10 protein-coding genes and 1 pseudogene are annotated in these 18,450 nt (G+C 53.4%); 2 read left to right on the top strand and 9 right to left on the bottom strand.

Annotated features, from left to right (window positions below; translation table 11 throughout):
• The 5 genes from CFLAV_RS30340 to CFLAV_RS30320 all read right to left on the bottom strand — a co-directional run.
• The coding region (locus tag CFLAV_RS30340) for an immunoglobulin domain-containing protein (RefSeq protein ID WP_007418764.1) at positions 1–526 on the bottom strand (526 nt) is incomplete at its 3' end.
• A 397-nt stretch (positions 527–923) separates the two neighbouring features.
• The gene (locus CFLAV_RS30335) at positions 924–1,655 is read right to left on the bottom strand and encodes a response regulator (RefSeq protein ID WP_007418763.1); all 732 of its coding nucleotides are present in this window, start codon (positions 1,653–1,655) and stop codon (positions 924–926) included.
• A complete protein-coding gene (locus tag CFLAV_RS30330) occupies positions 1,642–3,180 on the bottom strand; it encodes a sensor histidine kinase (RefSeq protein WP_040550879.1) in 1,539 nt (512 codons plus the stop codon). Before CFLAV_RS30330 ends, CFLAV_RS30335 begins: the two co-directional genes overlap by 14 nt.
• 89 nt (positions 3,181–3,269) lie before the next feature.
• Positions 3,270–4,091, bottom strand: a complete 822-nt coding sequence (locus CFLAV_RS33480) for a DUF1559 family PulG-like putative transporter (protein ID WP_007418761.1) — start codon at positions 4,089–4,091, stop codon at positions 3,270–3,272.
• Between the two features lie 112 nt (positions 4,092–4,203).
• Positions 4,204–7,962, bottom strand: coding sequence for a beta strand repeat-containing protein (locus CFLAV_RS30320; RefSeq protein WP_007418760.1), 3,759 nt, complete (start codon positions 7,960–7,962; stop codon positions 4,204–4,206).
• A 418-nt stretch (positions 7,963–8,380) separates the two neighbouring features.
• Between CFLAV_RS30320 and CFLAV_RS30315 the strand changes: the two genes are divergently transcribed.
• Both CFLAV_RS30315 and CFLAV_RS34475 read left to right on the top strand, forming a co-directional pair.
• Complete coding sequence (locus tag CFLAV_RS30315; RefSeq protein WP_007418759.1) at positions 8,381–9,148, top strand: SDR family NAD(P)-dependent oxidoreductase; 768 nt, start codon at positions 8,381–8,383, stop codon at positions 9,146–9,148.
• Positions 9,149–9,225: 77 nt separating this feature from the next.
• A pseudogene (locus CFLAV_RS34475) lies at positions 9,226–9,378 on the top strand (SDR family oxidoreductase); the annotation flags it as partial.
• Positions 9,379–9,399: 21 nt separating this feature from the next.
• Here CFLAV_RS34475 and CFLAV_RS33475 read toward each other — a convergent pair.
• The 4 genes from CFLAV_RS33475 to CFLAV_RS30290 all read right to left on the bottom strand — a co-directional run bounded on the left by CFLAV_RS33475 (position 9,400) and on the right by CFLAV_RS30290 (position 18,383).
• Positions 9,400–12,282, bottom strand: coding sequence for a hypothetical protein (locus tag CFLAV_RS33475; protein ID WP_150107685.1), 2,883 nt, complete (start codon positions 12,280–12,282; stop codon positions 9,400–9,402).
• A 428-nt stretch (positions 12,283–12,710) separates the two neighbouring features.
• Entirely contained in the window at positions 12,711–13,037 is a 327-nt protein-coding gene (locus CFLAV_RS37975) for a DUF504 domain-containing protein (protein WP_007418756.1), read from the bottom strand.
• A gap of 423 nt (positions 13,038–13,460) precedes the next feature.
• Positions 13,461–14,303 (bottom strand): type II secretion system protein, encoded by an 843-nt coding sequence (locus CFLAV_RS30295; protein ID WP_007418754.1) that lies wholly within the window; start codon positions 14,301–14,303, stop codon positions 13,461–13,463.
• A 105-nt stretch (positions 14,304–14,408) separates the two neighbouring features.
• Complete coding sequence (locus CFLAV_RS30290) at positions 14,409–18,383, bottom strand: beta strand repeat-containing protein (RefSeq protein ID WP_007418753.1); 3,975 nt, start codon at positions 18,381–18,383, stop codon at positions 14,409–14,411.
• Between the last annotated feature and the right edge of the window lie 67 nt (positions 18,384–18,450).

The following is an 18,450-nucleotide window of genomic DNA, read 5'->3' as shown; positions in this document are numbered from 1 at the left end:
TCCCCACCCCGCCGGCCGATTCCTGGCTGAAATTCCCAGCGCCGACACTACTAGGGGAAATACCGGCAATCAAATTACCTGAAGCAACAGACCAGGTCGGAGTGAAACTGTTACTGCCATTTCCGACCTGGCTGGCTGCGGAAACAATGACATTGCCCACCGGTGCCGGAATGGGATTCACTGTGAGCGAACTCGCCGCACTGATTGTAACTCCAGTGTTATTGGAGGCTAAAAGACTATAGGTTGCCGAATCGGAGAGCTGCAGATTAGTGAGAGTCAATACGGTGTTGGTGGCTCCAGGAATGTTGGCAGGTCCCCCTCCAGAATTTTTACGCCATTGGAACTTTACCGGACTGTCGCTGCTAAAAGCGGCGACGAAAGTGACCTGGCTTCCTACCACATCAATGCTGATGACTGGAAGCGTGTTCGTCGTCAGGACTGGTACTGCAGCAAAGCCAACTGTATGGGCTACCAACAGGCCCAATAAAACAGCCAACCGACCGCCTCTCGATTCTCTACGCATCATTGAATTAAGACTTCATACTAACCAGCCGAATTTCTAGACGATTCAAATCGCCTTCCGGCGGATGTTCCACAGTGAGTCAGGATTATAGCTCATATCACATCGACGGTGCCATCCCCTGAGTTGGTAACCCAAGTATCACCGAAATAGGTGACCGTAGCGTACCAACCATTGACTCAATCATCATCGTGGCTTCGTTCAAACAAGCACGTGACCCAGGACGCCAGGAAGGCGACTTCTCATAACTGCCGGTCTGAATCTAAAATGCAACTTAAGTGGAGGTTGGTCGTGGCAAGCAATACGGGCGGGTCAGACATTCAAGGCATAACTCACCACCAATCACTCTGCTGTCCTTATTGGAATAAAAGCTGTAAGAGGAGCACCCGGAAACCGAGCACAACTAGAGCACGTCATTGGGATTCTGTTGGGAGGTTTTTGATTCCATGTAACGAACCACTGCTTCCGTGCGTGAGCTTACATGCAGCTTTTCAAAAACGCGTTTGAGATGACTGCAAACGGTATCAATGCTGAGTTCAAGCTTATCGGCAATCAATTTGTTGGAATAGCCTTGAGATAAGAGCCGCAAAATCTGCTCCTCCCGCATGGAAAGATGCGCATACTCATTGGGGTTCTTTGCCTTGCGGCGAAAGGACTCAATGACACGCCGGGCAATCTGGCTCGTCATCGGAGCTCCTCCGCCAAGCACGTCCAATAAAGCGCATCTCAAATCGGCCGGCTTGGTTCGTTTCAACAAGTATCCATCAGCACCCGCTTCCAGCGCCATGAACACCAGTTCCTGATCATCCATCGCGGTGAGAATGACAATCTGCGTTTCGGGACACTGCGCCTTTAATCGCACCGTGCACTCAATACCAGACATGCGCGGCAGAAAAATGTCCATCAGGATTACATCGGGGCGGACTCCAGGAATTACTCGCAGAGCCTCCTCTCCGCTGCCACAAACACAAACGCAAGTGAAGTCTGGAAATGAGTCAATCAGCCGACACCAACTCTCGCGAACCTTTGGCTGATCTTCGACCAGGGCTACCTTGAGCGGAGTTTTTGGTGAAGCGGCGACTGCGCGCTTCCCAACTCGATGCGAGGGCTCCATCTCAGCATTAGATGGAGGCATTGGTTTGTGAGGCTTCATTCGCATTTTGGTTTGGATCTGGTTGGGCCGGAACTCGATTTGGTTTCAACAGCCAGTATAGTGGCCGGTACCGCGCAGATTTCGAGGTTAACATAAATTCGACTCGGCACCCTTTTCCCGGCTGGCTTGTGATCACGCAGCTTCCCCCCTGTTCCTGCATCCGTTGCACGATATTCAACAAGCCAGTTCCACCGGGCCTGATGGCCTTCAAATTGAAGCCTTTCCCATTATCCTGCACTGCCACCATCAGATTTTTGCCGTGACACTTGATTTGGAACACGAGTTCGCTTGCTCCGGAATATTTTACCGAGTTGTTAAGCGCTTCCTTGATGCCCATCAATAATGCCCTCCGCAAGGGAAGCCCCAAAGTCAATGCTGAGGCCTCCGAGTCCACATCAAAAAGGCATTGAATCGAAGTTGGTTTCAGGAATTCCTCGGCATAGGCACACACATAGGATGAGAATTCGTTTAATGAGTCCCGTCGCGGATTCACCGCCCAGAGGATTTCATCCAGAGTGGATAATACATTACGCGCTTCCTGACATATGCGATCCAACTGCCCGCGCATGTCTGATTCGGATGGCAGCTCGCTCTGGGCAACTTCCCCGTGTAATACCAACTGCGTAATGCGCGAGCCGAGATCATCGTGAATGTCCCGTGCAATGCGCGCACGTTCCCGCTGCAAGAGCAACCGCTCCTTTTTATGTAAAGCCAACTGAGCCATGAGCCTAAGGCTGAAAGAAATCACAACGCCGCAAATGATGAGCAACGTGACCTGGAACCATCCCGTCTGCCAGAAGTAAGTCCTGACGGGATACAGTGTTGGCATTGCGTTCATATTTTCCGGTTTTACCCACCATGGCTCCTTCCCCAAGGAGGCCATCACGGTGGCTGGAGTCCACGTGTCACGGGGCCGGGATGCATTCTCCCAGCCTTTCTGTCCTTCCGGAACAATCCTCCAGCTTTGGTCAGACTTAACTTCAATGGTTTTCCCATCATTCAGATCGATTCGTAAGCCGAAGATCATTCCTGCATACGATGAGCTATTGTATGCTTTGACTGCAATCGTATGTCTGCCCGGTGAGATCAGCGGCGTTAAGTCGTAATCGAACAACTCTCTCCATTCGGACCCACGTCCCAGTTCACGCCCATCTAGGAATAAGGTGTATTCGTTGTCCACCGTCATGCGTAGTCCTGCGTGTACGACTACGGCATCTTTGGGAACCTCGAATGACTTCCAGAGCTGACAGGTTTGCCGGTCGAGCCTTTTCTCAGTCCAAATCCAATCCCCAAGACCGTTGGTGCGACTGTCGTCTGGATCAGCTGCAGCAAGGGCGACCGTTTTTACAGCTTCGCTGGCCTCGCCATGGCACGGAAAAATCAAGGCAAGCCAGAAAGCCAGAACGGTTATTGCGCCTAGTCTCCTCCTCCATATCCAGACTTGGCAGGCAATCGTGCGATCGAGCAACAAATGCTGAGGAAAGAACTTATTTTTGCTCGAGAGCATGCGTGGAATTATCTTAACCGGGCATCTTTTTTCGCCAAGAACAAACAGTATACAGCCACGCATCACATTATCCTGGAGACACTCAGGACTCACCAAAGTTCGGGCGGGTAGGTTGATTTCCAGAGCTGTTCCAAATCCCGGTCCTTAAATTTCGTTGCCGCCGCAGTGGAGCCGGAGCGCGAGTTGCCTCTCAAACTTCGCGTGGTTGGTTCAAGCCATTTGAAACGTTGTGCGTGGCCATCGGCAAACGAAAGCTGCCCTCCGTTGCCATGCCGACTCGCCGGTATGTTCCGCCAACTCGGTCCCTTGCCCGCATACTCAACCGCATAATAGCCATCGTCGATACATGACAATGCCGGGGTGGGGTCCGATTGCTCATCAATGAAAAGTGACGCTTGGGACGGGCCCGGATTCCGAATATCTGAAAATCGCTTATTCTCAGGAATTCCAGGGTGAATGTCCGTGGCGGTTCCAAGATTGTCACCCATCATGCCGTTCATCGAGTAACTCCGGACGCGCAGCCCTGATGAATTGTTAAAACCTAACTTGTCTGCCGGGCAACGATAGATCGGCTCCGACTGATTGTAAGGGAACAAAACCGCTGCACGAATGTCCGCTACATTGGTCGCTCCCGGCATGGCGCTCACATCTCCGGAAACCCACGCCCGTGTATTGTTGACCGCATTGGGCGGAATCGCGTCCTGAAAATCCGTTCCGTAGATGTGCGCTGCGAGAGTGAGCTGTTTGAGGTTGTTGAGACAACTGATACCAGTCGCTTTCTCTTTTGCCTTCGATAAAGCGGGAAGGAGCAGTGCCGCCAGGATCGCAATGATGGCTATCACCACCAGTAGTTCGATAAGAGTGAAGGCAAACCTGCCACCGCCAACGTGAGTTGATTGAAACTTTTTCATGCTAATTCCACCTGACTGGTTTTGCGGTCACCTCCATTTCAAGCGTCCAGGGAAACTGGTCCCTGGACGCTTGCTCGCAAATTATGAAACGCCACTTTATGCACCTCGAAACTTATGGTGTTTTCAGTCGGAAGAAGCGAACCGCCTCCGTGGTATTGACCGGAATGGCATTCGAGAATGCGCCGCTACCATTAAACAAGCCTGTGCTATTCGTGGTCCAATTCGCAACTGGAGCGGTGACGTTTGTGGAGGTCAACCAACTGTAGCTACCTCCTGGCGTACCACCGGAGCCCGTCAGGATTAATTTGCCGCCAGAGATTGTGGTCGAACCAATGGCGGGAGGAGCCGGGGTGCCAAACAGCTCGATCTCCGAGTAACCAGACCAGCCATTCTCCACGTTTAAGAACTCAAAACGCACATTGGCGACATTTTGTGCAAGTGCCCCACCGGGCTCGGAAACCAAAGTCACGCGGTCAACCGACGGAACTCCGCCCGCTATCGACGGGTTGTAACTGGTGGTTGCCAGCGGGATGTAGGTGGTGGGATTTGCTACGGTGGAATAATAAATCGTGTAACCCTGCCCATCCCGCCCGCTGTCACCCCAGCCAGCATACGTCACAATCTTGGTGAGGCTATAACCGCTCGCGCCCCCGGCCAGAGCGTAAGTAACAGCAGTGCCTGCACCTGTGCCGCAAGTTGCAAAGCTGAGAGCGCCGCCGCCTGAGGCTCCAACCACTCCGTCAGTCAAGGCGCTGACACCAAGCGCGCCTTCCTGCGCAAAATCGCCCGAACCCAAGGCACTGGGTGTCATCCCGGCAATGAGGCTGCCCGAGGGAACTGTCCAAGTGGGCTTAAATACCGTACCACTGGCCCCGGTTTGATTGGCTGGCGCGGCGATGACGCCATTCACTGGTGCGGGGACCGGATTTACTGTGAAGGAAGCCGCGCTGCTGGTCACCAAGCCAAACTGATTGGACGCCTGCAAGCTATAACCTGGCGTCGCACTGTCGCCGAGTTGAAGATTATTCAATGTCAGTGTTGGGCTGGTAGCTCCGGGTATGTCAATGGGCCCGCTCCCGGTATCTTTGCGCCATTGGTAGGAGATCGGGCCGCTGCCGTTGATAGTTGCCTTGAATGTGACCGAACTGCCAACCACATCCGAGCCCGTGGCCGGAGTGATGTCCTCTGCTAGGAATGGAGCAGCATTCACGGCGGCGGACGGCGAACCATACAAACTAATTTCGGCGTAACCAGACCAGCCATTCTCCGCGTCCAGGAAGTCGATTCTGACTTTTACGGCATTCGCTGCCAGCACCCCGCTACTCGGCGTCAGTGTTACGCGATCGGCGGTGGGTTTATTGGCTCCTGAGGGATTGTAATAGATAGAGGTCAACTGGATGAAGTTGTCCGGGTCGACTGCCGTGGAGTAAAAAACATTATAGGATTGCCCGTCGCGCCCCTTGTCAGTCCAGGCACTTAAAGTCGTTATGTTGGTAAGGTCGTATCCGCTGGCGGACCCGAGCAGATTGTAAGTGACCGAATTGCCAGCACCAGGGCCGCCAGTCGCCAATGATACGTTGGGCTGGCCGTTGCCAGTAGATCCAAAGCTGCCGTCAGTCAATCGAGGAACGCCGCCACCGCCTTCGTTGTTGAAATTACCCAACCCAATACTGCTGGGCAGGGCTCCGGCAATGAGGCTGCCGGGGAGGACATTCCAGGTTGTGCGGAAAGGCGCTATACCTGTCTGCGTCGCAGACGAAGCAATGACACCATTTCCATCCGGTCCGGGAGCACTGGTTACCGTCAGAGCACAGGGTGTGCTTATCGTAACTCCGGAGGCATTGGAAGCCAGCAGGCTATAGGAAGCCGTATCCGAAAACTGTAAGTTCACCAATGTCAGCGTCTGACTGGTAGCTCCCGGTATCGGAGCAGGGCCGCTACCAGTGTCTTTGCGCCACTGATATGAGACCGGACTTGCGCTATTGAAGGCGGCGAGAAACGTGACTGAACTGCCCTCGACATCAATGGCGGATGTCGGAGTCGTGTTTGTGGATATAACCGGAGCTGGGGCCGAGGGAAAACCAGCAATGCCAATTTCAGAATATCCGGCGTAACCGTTCTCCACGGTTGGCGGTGCAAGAATGTTGAAGTCAAATTTGATTGCCGCCACGTTTTTAGCCAAAGCCCCATTGGTGTCAGTCAAAGTAATACGCGTCGAAGATTGTACGGTCCCCGGCAACGTAGGGTTGAAATCCACATCCGCAATCGGATTGAACGTCGTCGGGCTCGCCACCGTGGAATAGTACACGATGTACTTCTGCTGGTCGCGTCCGCCGTCACTCCAGCCACCATAGACCACGATGTTCGTGATGTCGTATCCGGAAGCGGAGACCGGCAGTGTGTAGGTAACAAACCCGCCACCTTGATTATTCACGCCGCAGGTCACAAAATCAGTGCTGCCATTTCCTGCTGGATTTAACTGACCAAATTTGCCATCCGTCAGTACCGCCACCACGCCGGAACTGTCAGCGCTAAAGTTGCCCGTGCCTACGCTACTCGGGGCAACGCCAGCAACAAGACTGTTGGTCGAAACATTCCAGGTAGGAGTAAACGACGTGGAGCCGCCATTGCCTGTTTGGGTTGCAACGGAAACGACCACCCCATCAACCGGATCCGGAGCCGGGTTCACCGTAAGCGACCGGGCTGAACTCACCGTGGTACCAATCGAGTTGGTCGCAACGACCTGGTAAGAACCGGTGTCGGTAAATTGAAGATTATTGAGGGTTAAGCTTGCGCTATTGGCCCCTGAAATATCGACACCGTCATGCTGCCATTGATAGTGTATGGGTAACGAACCCTCGAAGCTGGCGGCAAACGTCACCGAACTACCCACGATGTCCGAGCCAGTAACTGGCAACACATCGTTCTTCACCACTGGGGCACCTGTAATAGCAGTCACCGCAACTGGTGCACTGGTTGAAACACCAAATGTGTTGGTTACAATCACGCGATACTCAATCGGGGAGCCAGGTGTGAAACCGTTGGTATTCACCGCATAGCTTGATGCCGTCGCGCCGGGTATGGCAGTAAAAGTGACACCACCCGAACCGTTATCGGTTTGCCATTGATACCCAAAAGGCGCCGCCCCAGCAGGGTCCTCTTTCAAGGTCACCACTGTTCCAACGTATACAAAGTTTGTAGGGGTGGCTGTAACAGCCAATGCGGTAGGCGAGTTGGGGGCTGCGGTCGCATCCAGGCGCACGTTGTCAAAAATGATTTGTGTGCCGGAATCCCCACGCAGCAAAATAGTCAGCGGACCATTTACAATTTGGCCGGTGGTGAAAGTCAGCGTGACATCAGAGAACGTCCCTGTCGTGTTGGTGGTCGTATCAACCGGTGCCGATGCCAGGATCGTCCCAAAAGGATTAACTCCATTCACCAATGCAATAACACCGCTGCCACCTGCATCGATCAAATCCAAACCCACCGCCACAGTAAGAGTGTAAATCGTATTGGCCTGCAGCGCCCCGATGTTCTGCCATACATAACCGGTGTTGCCATTGATATTGACAATCAGGCAGTTGGTTCCGTCGCCTGGTGCCGGCAAATTACCCGGAGGCACAGTTGTTTCACTTGAGCCAGCAAACCGATCATCTTGAGGATTTCGCAGAAATACGCCGCCGTTACCAGCAGCCGTCCAATTTGTGCCAACATTCGGTGCCCCGGTAGTTGCACCATCCGCCAGACTCGTATTCTCGAAAGAGAAGTCGGGTATGTTGGCGGGAGAAGCATTGGTGCAATGAATTGCGCCGGACGCAATTACGGCGGTCAAACCCGCCAAAAGGTATTGTCTATTTTTAGGGTAGTTCACAGAGTTAGTAATTGTATTTTATCTACTTATCAACTGACTCGTTTCGCAACAATCCAAATGTCACTAATGCAGTATGGGGTCATTGGTAAAAAGTAGCGTTAAGAGGCCTTTCTTGAAAATCCCCAAACATGGTAACCTCCTTATCACCGAAATAGGTGATGCTTGCCGTAATGGTTTAAGAGCGGATTGAAGTTGATTGTTGAGAATGGTGCTGACTCACTGCCGCCGCAGACAAAACTTCCACGATCCCACTAATCAACCCAACTCCAGGTCAGTCGGGCTAATTAGAGTCGGTTGAGATAATTGCTGAGAGTGCCCCTAACTTCGCGCCAACAGATTTGTGCGAGGACGAGCCTGCGCTACGTTGACTCCATGAAGTGAAGATCGAACTCAACCAATATCAACTGAACACTCCATTATGAATACAATCAATGAAGTTAAGGACAAGGTCGCCATCGTGACTGGTGCAGCGAGCGGTATCGGTCGGGCAACCGTCGAATTATTACATGAGCGCGGCGCTTTGGTCGTCGCAGAAGACATCAATCCTGCGCTCAACGATGTTTTTAAAGACCAGGACCGCATCGTAACTTTTGTGGGCGATGTGGCCAATGAAGAAACCGCGCAGTCTGTCGTGGCGCTGGCCACCAAACGCTTTGGCAAGCTCGACATCCTGGTAAACAACGCGGCGACGATCATTTACAAGCGTGCTGTGGACATGACGCTTGAGGAATGGAACCGCATTCTGTCGGTCAATCTGACTGGTGTCTTTCTCCACTCGCGCGAAGCGGTGCGTGCGATGATTCCGAACAAAAGCGGCGCCATCGTGAATATTGGTTCTTACGCGTGTTTCTTCGGTTTTCCGGGGATTGCTGCCTACTGCGCCTCAAAGGGCGGACTTGCGCAACTCACACGCGTGTTGGCAGTCGAAAACATCCAACATGGCATCCGTGTCAACGCGGTAGGTGCTGGCGATGTCGTCACAAACTTGCTGAATCACTTCATGCCGAACGGACCTGAGTTTCTGGCCCAGCATGGGAAGAACGCGCCTATCGGACGCGCTGCGCAACCGGAGGAGATAGCAGAGGTCGTGTCCTTCCTCGCCTCGGAGCGCGCAAGTTTCCTCGTTGGTTCGATCGTGATGGCGGATGGAGGCTACAGCGTACAGGTCGGCCCGACAGTCACATGATGAGTACCATCGATTTAAAGCATTGAGACCAGTGAACCCATTGAAGAAAGCCAACCAATAGAGAAAGAACATACAGCATGAAGACAAACCTTGAATCCAAAGTCATCCTCATCACTGGCGCGAGCAGTGGCATTGGCGAAGCCACCGCCCGCCACCTTGCCGCGAAGGGGCACACCGTCGTGCTCGGCGCACGTCGCACGGAGCGTCTCGAAACGCTCGCCGCTGAAATCCTTAGGATCCACCGCCACTACCTAAGGATATAACAATCGATAAAAGACACTTCCATTGCCCGGGTTTAGGGGAAGGGACATCTGGTTGGTGATTGTTGACCCTGCGACATCAAACCAGTTAGTGCCAATCCCCACGTCCAAGTTATTAGTCTGGCATTGCAACCGCCAGCCAGTGTGATCGCTGGACCAGTTGATCAGCAGACTGTTGGCCGAAACTTCAAACGAGAGATTGGTTGGATTGGTCGCGGGTGGCACCACGACTTGAGTGGGAGTTCCGAACAATGCAATTTGCGAATAGCCGCAGAAACCATTCTCCGATGCTGGATTACTGAGATCAAACTTCACCGCTGCCACATTGGTCGCGAGCGCACCGGTCGACGGTCTGAGCGTCGCACGTGTGGCCGACTGGACGTTGGCGGGATTTGATGGATTGTAATTGACGCTGCCCAATAAATAGAAAGTCGTCGGGGCCGCCATCGTGGAATAATAAACCGTATAAGCCTGTTGGTCTCGGCCCGCGTCCACCCATCCGCCATAAACCATGATATTCGTCAGGTTAAATCCGCTGGCCGAACCGGTTAGCGTGTAGGTCACCGATGAACCCGCCCCGCCGCCATTTCCACAGGTCACATAGTTTGTGCTCGTGGTGTAGCCCACGCTGGCCGCAATCTGCGTTAGCGAATCGCTCCCGCCAACCGTCAGGGAGTTGACGCTCCGACCGGGCACTTCCATGCTGAAATTTCCACTTGTGTTGCTCGGTAACTGGCCGGCGATCAAATTGTCGTTCGTCGTGAAAGTCCATGTGGGCGTAAACGCGGTGCCGTTTCCGAGGCCGGTTTGCGCAGCCATGGAGGTGACAACATTGTTCACCGCAGCCGGCATGCTGCTTACTGTAAGCGAACCCGGCGAACTGAGGGCCACGCCATAAGCATTCGACGCCTGAAGCTGGTAAGCAGCCGTGTTCGTCAGTTGCAAATTTGTGAGTGCCAGTGTCGTGTTCGTGGCTCCAGGTATGTCGTTGGTCGTTCCTCCACTTATCACCCGCCACTGATAGGCCGGAGGACTGGCGGCTGTGAACGCCGCCGTAAATGCGACCTGACTGCCCACTACATCTGCCGCGGTCACAGGCAATGTGTTCATCACCACCACCGGGCCTAGCGGAATTCCGAACAAGCCGATGTTGGCATAGCCGCAAAAACCGTTCTCTGAAGCAGGACTGGTGAAGTCAAATTTCACAGCGGCCACGTTGGTGGCCAGCCATCCATTCGCAGCTCTAAGTATTGCCCTGGTTGCAGAAGGCACGTTGGCGGCATTCGCGGGGTTGTAGTTGACGCTTCCCAATAAGATGAAGGTCGCAGGTGCCGTAGTCTTGGAATAATAAACGGTATAAGCTTGCTGGTCGCGTCCACCATCCCTCCACCCTCCGTAAACCGTGATATTAGTAAGATTACACCCGCCAGCGGACCCGGTGAGCGTATAGATTACTGAAGCGCCTGCCGCCGGACTGCCTCCGTTGCCACACGTCACATAGTTTGTGCTGGTTGTGATTGGATTGCCGCCCGGGGTAATCCTGAGACCATCACCAGATGTCAGCGAATTGACATTCCGATCACCCCAATTTGGTTCCAGATCAAAATCGCCATTTGTGCTGCTGGGAAATTGTCCGTAAATCAAACTGCCCGGCGCAACAGTCCAGCTTGGGGTGAGCGAAAAACCAAAACCCAGGCCAGTTTGGGCCGCGTAGGAAGTGATGACATTGTTCACCGCCGCAGGCACGCTCGAAACCGTAAGTGAACCTGAGGTGCTTGTGACAATTCCCGCGGCATTGGAAGCTTGCAGTTGATAGGATGCCGTGTTGGTCAATTGCAGGTTGGAAAGAGTCAACGTCGTATTCGTCGCGCCGGGAATATTGTTCGTCGCCCCACCTCGAATCATTTGCCATTGGTAGGTTAGGTTACTGCCCACAAAGGCCGCCGAGAAAGTGACCTGGCTGCCCACAACATCAGCAGCAGTGACGGGATTAACGACTGGATTGAAGGTGTTAAGAATTTGGTGTGCATATTGGGTCATTTCGTTGGAATCGGCGGGAGGATTGCATCCGGTGCAAGAAGGCCAGAGAAAACCACCGTTGCCCCCAGCGCTTTTCCACGCTTGCATGTTGTTGAGAAACGTGGAATCACGTTCATAATCCCAATAACCAGGTATTACCTTTAAACCGCCAAAATAGGAATTCCAGGTTGTGGGATTATTACCTGCCCCACCATCGTAACATTGAAGATAGACCTGATCACATGTACTTCCCAAACCAGCTTTCACGGCTTGCCAGTAACCAGGATTGGTGTAGGGACAAAGACTCACTTTCATACCCACAGCACCACACATTTGGCCGAAGCTGATTGCAGAACTTGCGTCGTAGATGGTCTCGTCATCGTAATCGATTGCATCGATTCCCAATGCGCTCTTCAAGGCCTGCAGATTTCTGTAAAGAACTGTTCCCGAGCCTGTGCCGTCCGCCGCGATGCGGTTTTTGATGTTTCTAAAGCTCGTATCACCCCACTGTGCGATGCACATCTCGATTCGATTGATGCTCGTTTGTGCAGCCCGGCATTGGTTTATAAGCGATGCCCAGTTGGAAGGCCCCACATAGACTCCGCCACTGCAAACCGTCGAGCCGTCGCTGAAGGTAAAATCTCCATTCGTTTGGACGCTCATGGTGAACAGAACCATGGTGGTGAAGCCCGATGCTCTCAAACCGTTGATTTGCGAGGTAGTCAGACCGCTTGCGCTTCCCATATCGCCATTGCAAAAAATCATCGCCGTGGTTGCCGACGCTCGCTGAGGATGGCCAGCCATTCCGAGTAGGGCAACCATGATACCGGCCAGCCATAACAATTTTCGTGGCATGGTTGTCTCTTGTTTCCGGCTTTTCATTTTTGAAAATGAGTGAACGCAAATCCCACGTTCTCTGGCCTGCCTGTTTTGTTGGGGGACTCAGGATGACGGCGGTGAACCCACAGTCGATGATCAATGTTTAGGTTGTTGGCCATTTTAGGCAGATAAAGTCGAGACGGGAATAACCCCGTCCTTTAATTATTTTTGTGGCTGACTGGCGTTAAATATAAGGAAAAATATCGAACTTCATATCCCTAAACATGGTTAAGACCTCATCACCTAAATAGGTGAGGTTAGCTGCGGCCACTGGGTTCGTGGTTCCTCTCAAATCGGTCAGGGTTCTGCCAGCAAACGGTCGCTCCGCGGAAAGGGAATGAACCCCGGGCTTGCAAGTGCCATGAGCGAATAGCACGGTTGGCCTGAAAACGTGATTCAGAATTTTAAAATGATTCGGTATGATCTTCGGTCCCTTCCTTCAGATCACTATTCACGCGGCTCTCCTCGATGCCAAATGCGTTGGGAGTCCTTGTAAACCTCCCGGACGCGGTGAAACGGGATGCGGTGGATTTGCCCCTCGGCATCGGTGAGCTGAAAGGGTTTGTGGGGCTTTCGGGCGGAAAGCCCACCTCTTTCAGTGGGACCAAAATGATGCGGTCTTCAGCTCGATCGTAGTATCCCAACTGAAAGTTCCCCTTGGCAAACTCCGGATCCCACCGGATCCGGTTGAGCAATTCGTGAATGGGAATCATTGGGAGTTTATGCAGCATTCGACTTGGATCGGGATGAGCCTCATCTTCATCTGTTACAGGATCATAACTTCTGTCCTGGCTTTTACCAAATCCGCTCAGGTGCGAACAGCGGTTAACCTTGTTGGATCTGTCGGAAGCGGAGAGAACTCATAGTGTTACCCAAATAGACGTTGTAATCTTCGTCCACGGCTGTTTCTGCCACAGGCAAGGAATAATAATCATGCGTGACCGCAAAAATGTTGGAATTCTGGCGAAAAGACATCGCGCAGTTCGATTAGCAGACTGAACCGGTGACACGAACTGCCATTCAATAAAGAAGAGGAAACGCCTGCCAAATCAAACAAAACAAAGATCGCTTTTAGAGAAAAGAAAAACACAAACAAACTTAATCGATCCTGTTGTTGTCATAAGCGTGTCGCAGTCAACCGTTCCTTTCATTGCTCAGGGATTAGGTAAGGGTGCCGTCGCCCATGGGCTTGACGCTGGCGCGTAATCCTTGTGCCAATAGACGCTCTTGATGTCCTGCAAGCGCAATTTACAGACGTGGCCGTCGATGTAGCCCATGTCAATCGAGCCTTGAATGGTTTGGTTAAATGCCGTCCTGGCACCATTCTGCAATGGATGCCGGGCTACCATGACGCGTTTCATCGCAACCGGGATGTCACTGGCATCGCCATTGATCAAATCCAAGCCCACCGTTGGCACATCGGTGATCCTGATCCACGCATCGAGCCAGACCGCGTCAAAAAAACTGGGCGTCGCATCGGGGCGCTTTATAGATGACTCCTTGGCGAAATAATAACCGGTGGAGGCCAAAGTCGGTGAGTTGACATACAACCAGGCATTCATCCCATAGCTGCCGATGTTTTCGTTCGGATCGGTTGAACCGCTATACAGATTCCAATCCCAACAAGCGACTGCATTTCCCTTGGCAAGCGAGGTATTTGCCTTGCTGCGATCCGGAGCCACTGGACAAGCACGAACCTTATGCACTTTGGCCTGGTATGCTGCGAGCGGCTTCATCCACAACGTGTAAGCAGTCCCACCATAATCAATTCCCGTTCCGCTGTTGTCGTCGACATACATCGTGTAGGTCAGATTTAACTGCTTCAAATTGCTGACACAGTTGGCTTGTTGTGCCTTGGCTTTGGGCTTGGCGATGGCGGGAAGCAGCAAGCCCGCTAAAATTGCAATGATGGCAATGACCACAAGCAGCTCGATAAGCGTGAACGCCCCCGCACCCATCGCAATTTCACTCCCACCTCTCTTGTGCCTGGTATTCATTCAATCTGTCTCCTTGATTTTCACGGAAAACCACGTGATTTTGATTTTTCAATGGCAGCCGGAATTTTCACTCCGGCTGCCTGAACAACCAAACTCCAAACACCATTACTGCGCTTGCAAGCGGAAGAACTTCTGCGGTCCGGTCGGCGACACAACAAACGGTGATGTGGCTGACAAGTTCGTGGTCCACGGCCCGCTCACATTTGTCGCTTCCAACAAGCTCCAGCCGGTCGGCCAGGCCAACGTGAGCGTCGTGCCATTCCAATTGTTCGTCAGCGGAATCGGTGTCGCGGCTCCGCCAATTACAGTGATGCTGCCGGAAGCAATCGTTTCCGAAAGCGCACCCGGCTGGCCGGTCCACGAGGCGGGGAAGTTCGCCGGAAAAGCAGTGTTCAACTGAGCAAAAGTGTAAGTGCCCGCACCGAGGCTCGTGCCCGCTATTGTCACGGTCTTGAACGTGTGGTTGCGCGTCAAGTTGAACCGCCCATTGAGAACCAATGCACCATTGGTATTGCCGATATTATAGTTGGCCTGGATTGCACCGTTCGTTGCGACGGTGATGGTGTTTGTGCCCAATGAACCCGCCGCATTACCAACCAATGTTCCGAGCAACACATTCCATTTGCCCGTGAAAGTGTTGTTGAGTCCGGCAATATTCAGCGAGGCAACGTTCGCTGGAATAAAAGTCGTGCCTGAGTAAGCGCGATACTCAACCGTGCCGTCACCTGTCAATTTCGCATCGACGCGAATTGATCGCGAGCTGGTGTCATCGGCTGCGTAGATGGGCGTATTAGAGATCACATTCAGTTCGCCGCCAATGACCGTGCTGCCGCCGGAATCCACGAAGTTTAGGATTTCACCACCCGCCATGATCAATTTCGGGAAGTTCACCACGCCTCCGTTGGAGCTTTTCAAAATCACGGCACCAATGCCACTACCGGCGATGGTGGTGTTGAAAACACCATTTCCCTCAACTCGCAATGTGTTTCCCGGAAATGTTGCGCTCGCCGCACCCGCAGGAGTGCGCAAGCCCGCATTACCAGTTATGTAATACGAACTACCTGGTTTCGACGCTGCCGAAACGGAGGCCGCCAGACCGTCACTCCAACCGGAGGGAGTTTCCCAACTCTGACCGCTGGTTTGCACCACTGAGTTGGTGATCGCTTCAGCCGGGCCAGCCGGATTCACAGTCAACGTCACCATCGTGCTCATAACCGGCCCACCCGCGGCGTTGCTAACGACGACCACGAAATTCGTCGCATCTGCCAAAACAAGATTACTGATCGTCAGCATTGACGAAGTCGCACCACTGATTCGACCGCCATTGACAACGTCATAGAAGTTAACGCCATCAGTCATCTGCCATTGATAACTCAACGGCAATGTGCCGCTCGCCCCGACGTTAAAGGTGGCGTTTTGTTGCTCGTAAAGGTTCAAGGACATCGGCTGCGCCCAGATGACTGGAGCGAAGGATGAGGCGCCCGAGCCGGCTACATAGAGTGCTTCGAGTTGGGATTGCGTCAATGATTTGGCGTAAATACCCACCCCATCAATCGCGCCATCGAACTGACGATTTCCGCCAGAGAATCCATCGTCGCCAATCAAACCGGCAGCAGAAAAGCTCTGGTTCACGTGCGAATAGTTTTGCGACGAAGCGCGCAAGCCATTCGCGTCGAATATGTACACCGTTGCATTGGTCGGCGTGATGACAAGCGCCACGTAAGACCATTGACCGGGCGTCGGCGCGATCTGTGAATTCCAGAGAAACGTTCCCGCTTCGTTATTCCAGGTATAGCCAAGCGTGCGATAACCGTTACCGTCCACATTACCAGTGAAGTTCAACCCGGCAACTGTGCCACCGCCGCGCCAGAAAATCAGACCGGCATTTGCGGCCGGAGCGCCGGGATTGATCCATCCGGTCAGTGTCACCGCGTTCGTATTCAGATTCAGGGCCGGAATCGTGACGTGCGCCTCCGGTGTGAAACCAAAAGTGCGAACCGCGTTGTTCGTTGCATCAAATCCCGGCAAGCCGTCACTCGGGCGAGGACCGGCAATTCCATTGAAACCGTTTTGCACGATGTAACCATAAGTGCCATCAAGGTCACCCGCGTAATCAAAAGCCAAAGCGTTGCTCGTCGTGGCATCGCTCATTTCATCAAACATGAACAACGCCACTGGCCCGGCCGCTGTTGCTGCTGCTTCGTAACCAAACGGCGCCGCCAATGTAAGCGCCGCCGGGCTGCTGGTCACCGAACCACTGACGTTCGTGATCACCACATCGTAGTTGCCCAGTTCCGCCCCGGAAACGTTGCTGATCTTCAAGACCGCCGTGTTCACGCCGGAGTAATGGCCCCCGTTGCTCAATACCACGCCGCCTTTGCGCCACTGGTAGCCGGGAGCATTGGTTGATTCCAGCTCCACGCTAAAGTGCGCATTGAAACCGGAATACGCGTTGTCAGGAGCCGGCTGCTTTGTGATCACCGGTGAAAGCACCATGCTCGTGATGACCAGATCAATCGAGCCATTGACGACGTTGTTGGTGAGATAGCCCACAGGATTGCCGATGGTGGGCAGAATTGCCCCCAGCGTGGTTAACACATTGCCGCCGCCCACCAATCCAGGTGCGGCCGTGGTGTAGTTGATCAAAGTAATCTGCGCGGGCAGGGAGACGGGAATCGGCAGTGCGGTGATATTGATGATGTTGGTCGTGCCGCTGGTGCCGAACGTACCCACTGTGATATTCGTAGTCGAAAATTTACCGATCAAGTTGGCGTCATTCAGGGTCAACGAGCCTGCGGAGGAAAGTTGTGCGTTGGCCGCAGAAACATCCAGCGTGGCGGCGTTCACCGAGATGGACCCACTGGCATTGATCAAACCAACTCCTGTCACTGCGAGCGTTCCGCTGCTAACAATAGTTCCACCGGTATAAATATTCGAACCGGAGAGTGTCAGGGTCTCAGCTCCCAACTTGGTCAATCCACCCACGCCCGAGAGGACGTTGGTGATCCCGGAATTAAACCCGCCGGTGTCAAACTTCAGCCCACCTGCAAGCAGATTGATGGAGTTCGGCCCGCCCGTGCCAGGAAAGTTGAGAAAGAAATTTGTCCCTGCCGCTAATGCGGTGATTTTTCCGCCATTGGCGTTGATCGTGCCCGTGCTCGTTCCGCTACGGGCGCGGGAGATGCCGATGGCAGAAATGTTTCCACCGTTTAGATTGATGATGCCGGTTGCACCGTCATTGGGCCCGCCTGCCAGCTGAATCACTTTTGCTGCCGCGTTACCAGCTTGAACCACAAAACTGGCATTGTCTTGAATCGTCAGCGTCCCAACCGGTGTTTGACCGGCACCAGACGTTCGGCCGAAAATGACATCGGTATTCCCGTTGGCCGCACTGCTGGTCCACGTGGCATTATCTTTCAAAATCAAAGTGCCCGAACCTGCGTTGTTTCCACCCACCCAAAGCTCGCGATTCGCACCGCCGCTAATGCCCTGGTTTTGTGTAACGACGGCGTTCCTGGAAACGGTCATCACATTGTTGGTGTTGTTGGCTGCTGCGGACCCGATGGTATGCTTGCTCAAGTTCAGCGTGCCGTTGCTGACATTCCAAACCGCGTTACCCGCTCCGATCCGACTGTCCGTGCTGACTGTAGTTGTCCCACCGCTGATGGAGACAACGCCGTAGTTCGCGGTGATTTGCAGGTTGGCGAGATTGACGTTCCCGCCACTTACCGAGATGACTCCATTGCTGCCGGTGGCCCGCATGGTGGTCGCCGTCAAATCGCCATCCATGACCGAAATTGTTCCCGCAGGGGCATCCAAAGTGGCTGCATTAACGACGTCACCCAGCCCAATTACTGCGGTTGACCCGGCGATGTTGTTGATGCCGTTATCTCCGGTCGTCGGAACTCCGTTTCCGAATGGGCTGGCGGTATTTGTCCAGTTCGCCGCGTTCACGAATGAGCTGGACGCAGTGTTGGTCCACTGAAAAATCGCCGCCGGACTGGAACTGGCAAGCAACAAGGCCGCGGCGCCAGTTATGCTCGCGAGTATGATAGGGTTGAGTTTGTTGGTCGGTTTCATGGACGAGCGATTGGATGGGTTAACACAAGGATGCTTCTCACCCGCAACAGGGGTGACAGATTTGCTC

This window comes from Pedosphaera parvula Ellin514 (assembly GCF_000172555.1).
In the GTDB taxonomy this organism is placed as follows: domain Bacteria; phylum Verrucomicrobiota; class Verrucomicrobiia; order Limisphaerales; family Pedosphaeraceae; genus Pedosphaera.
The sequence above is the reverse complement of the archived record's forward strand: the minus strand, read 5'-3'. Positions and strand labels throughout refer to the sequence as shown.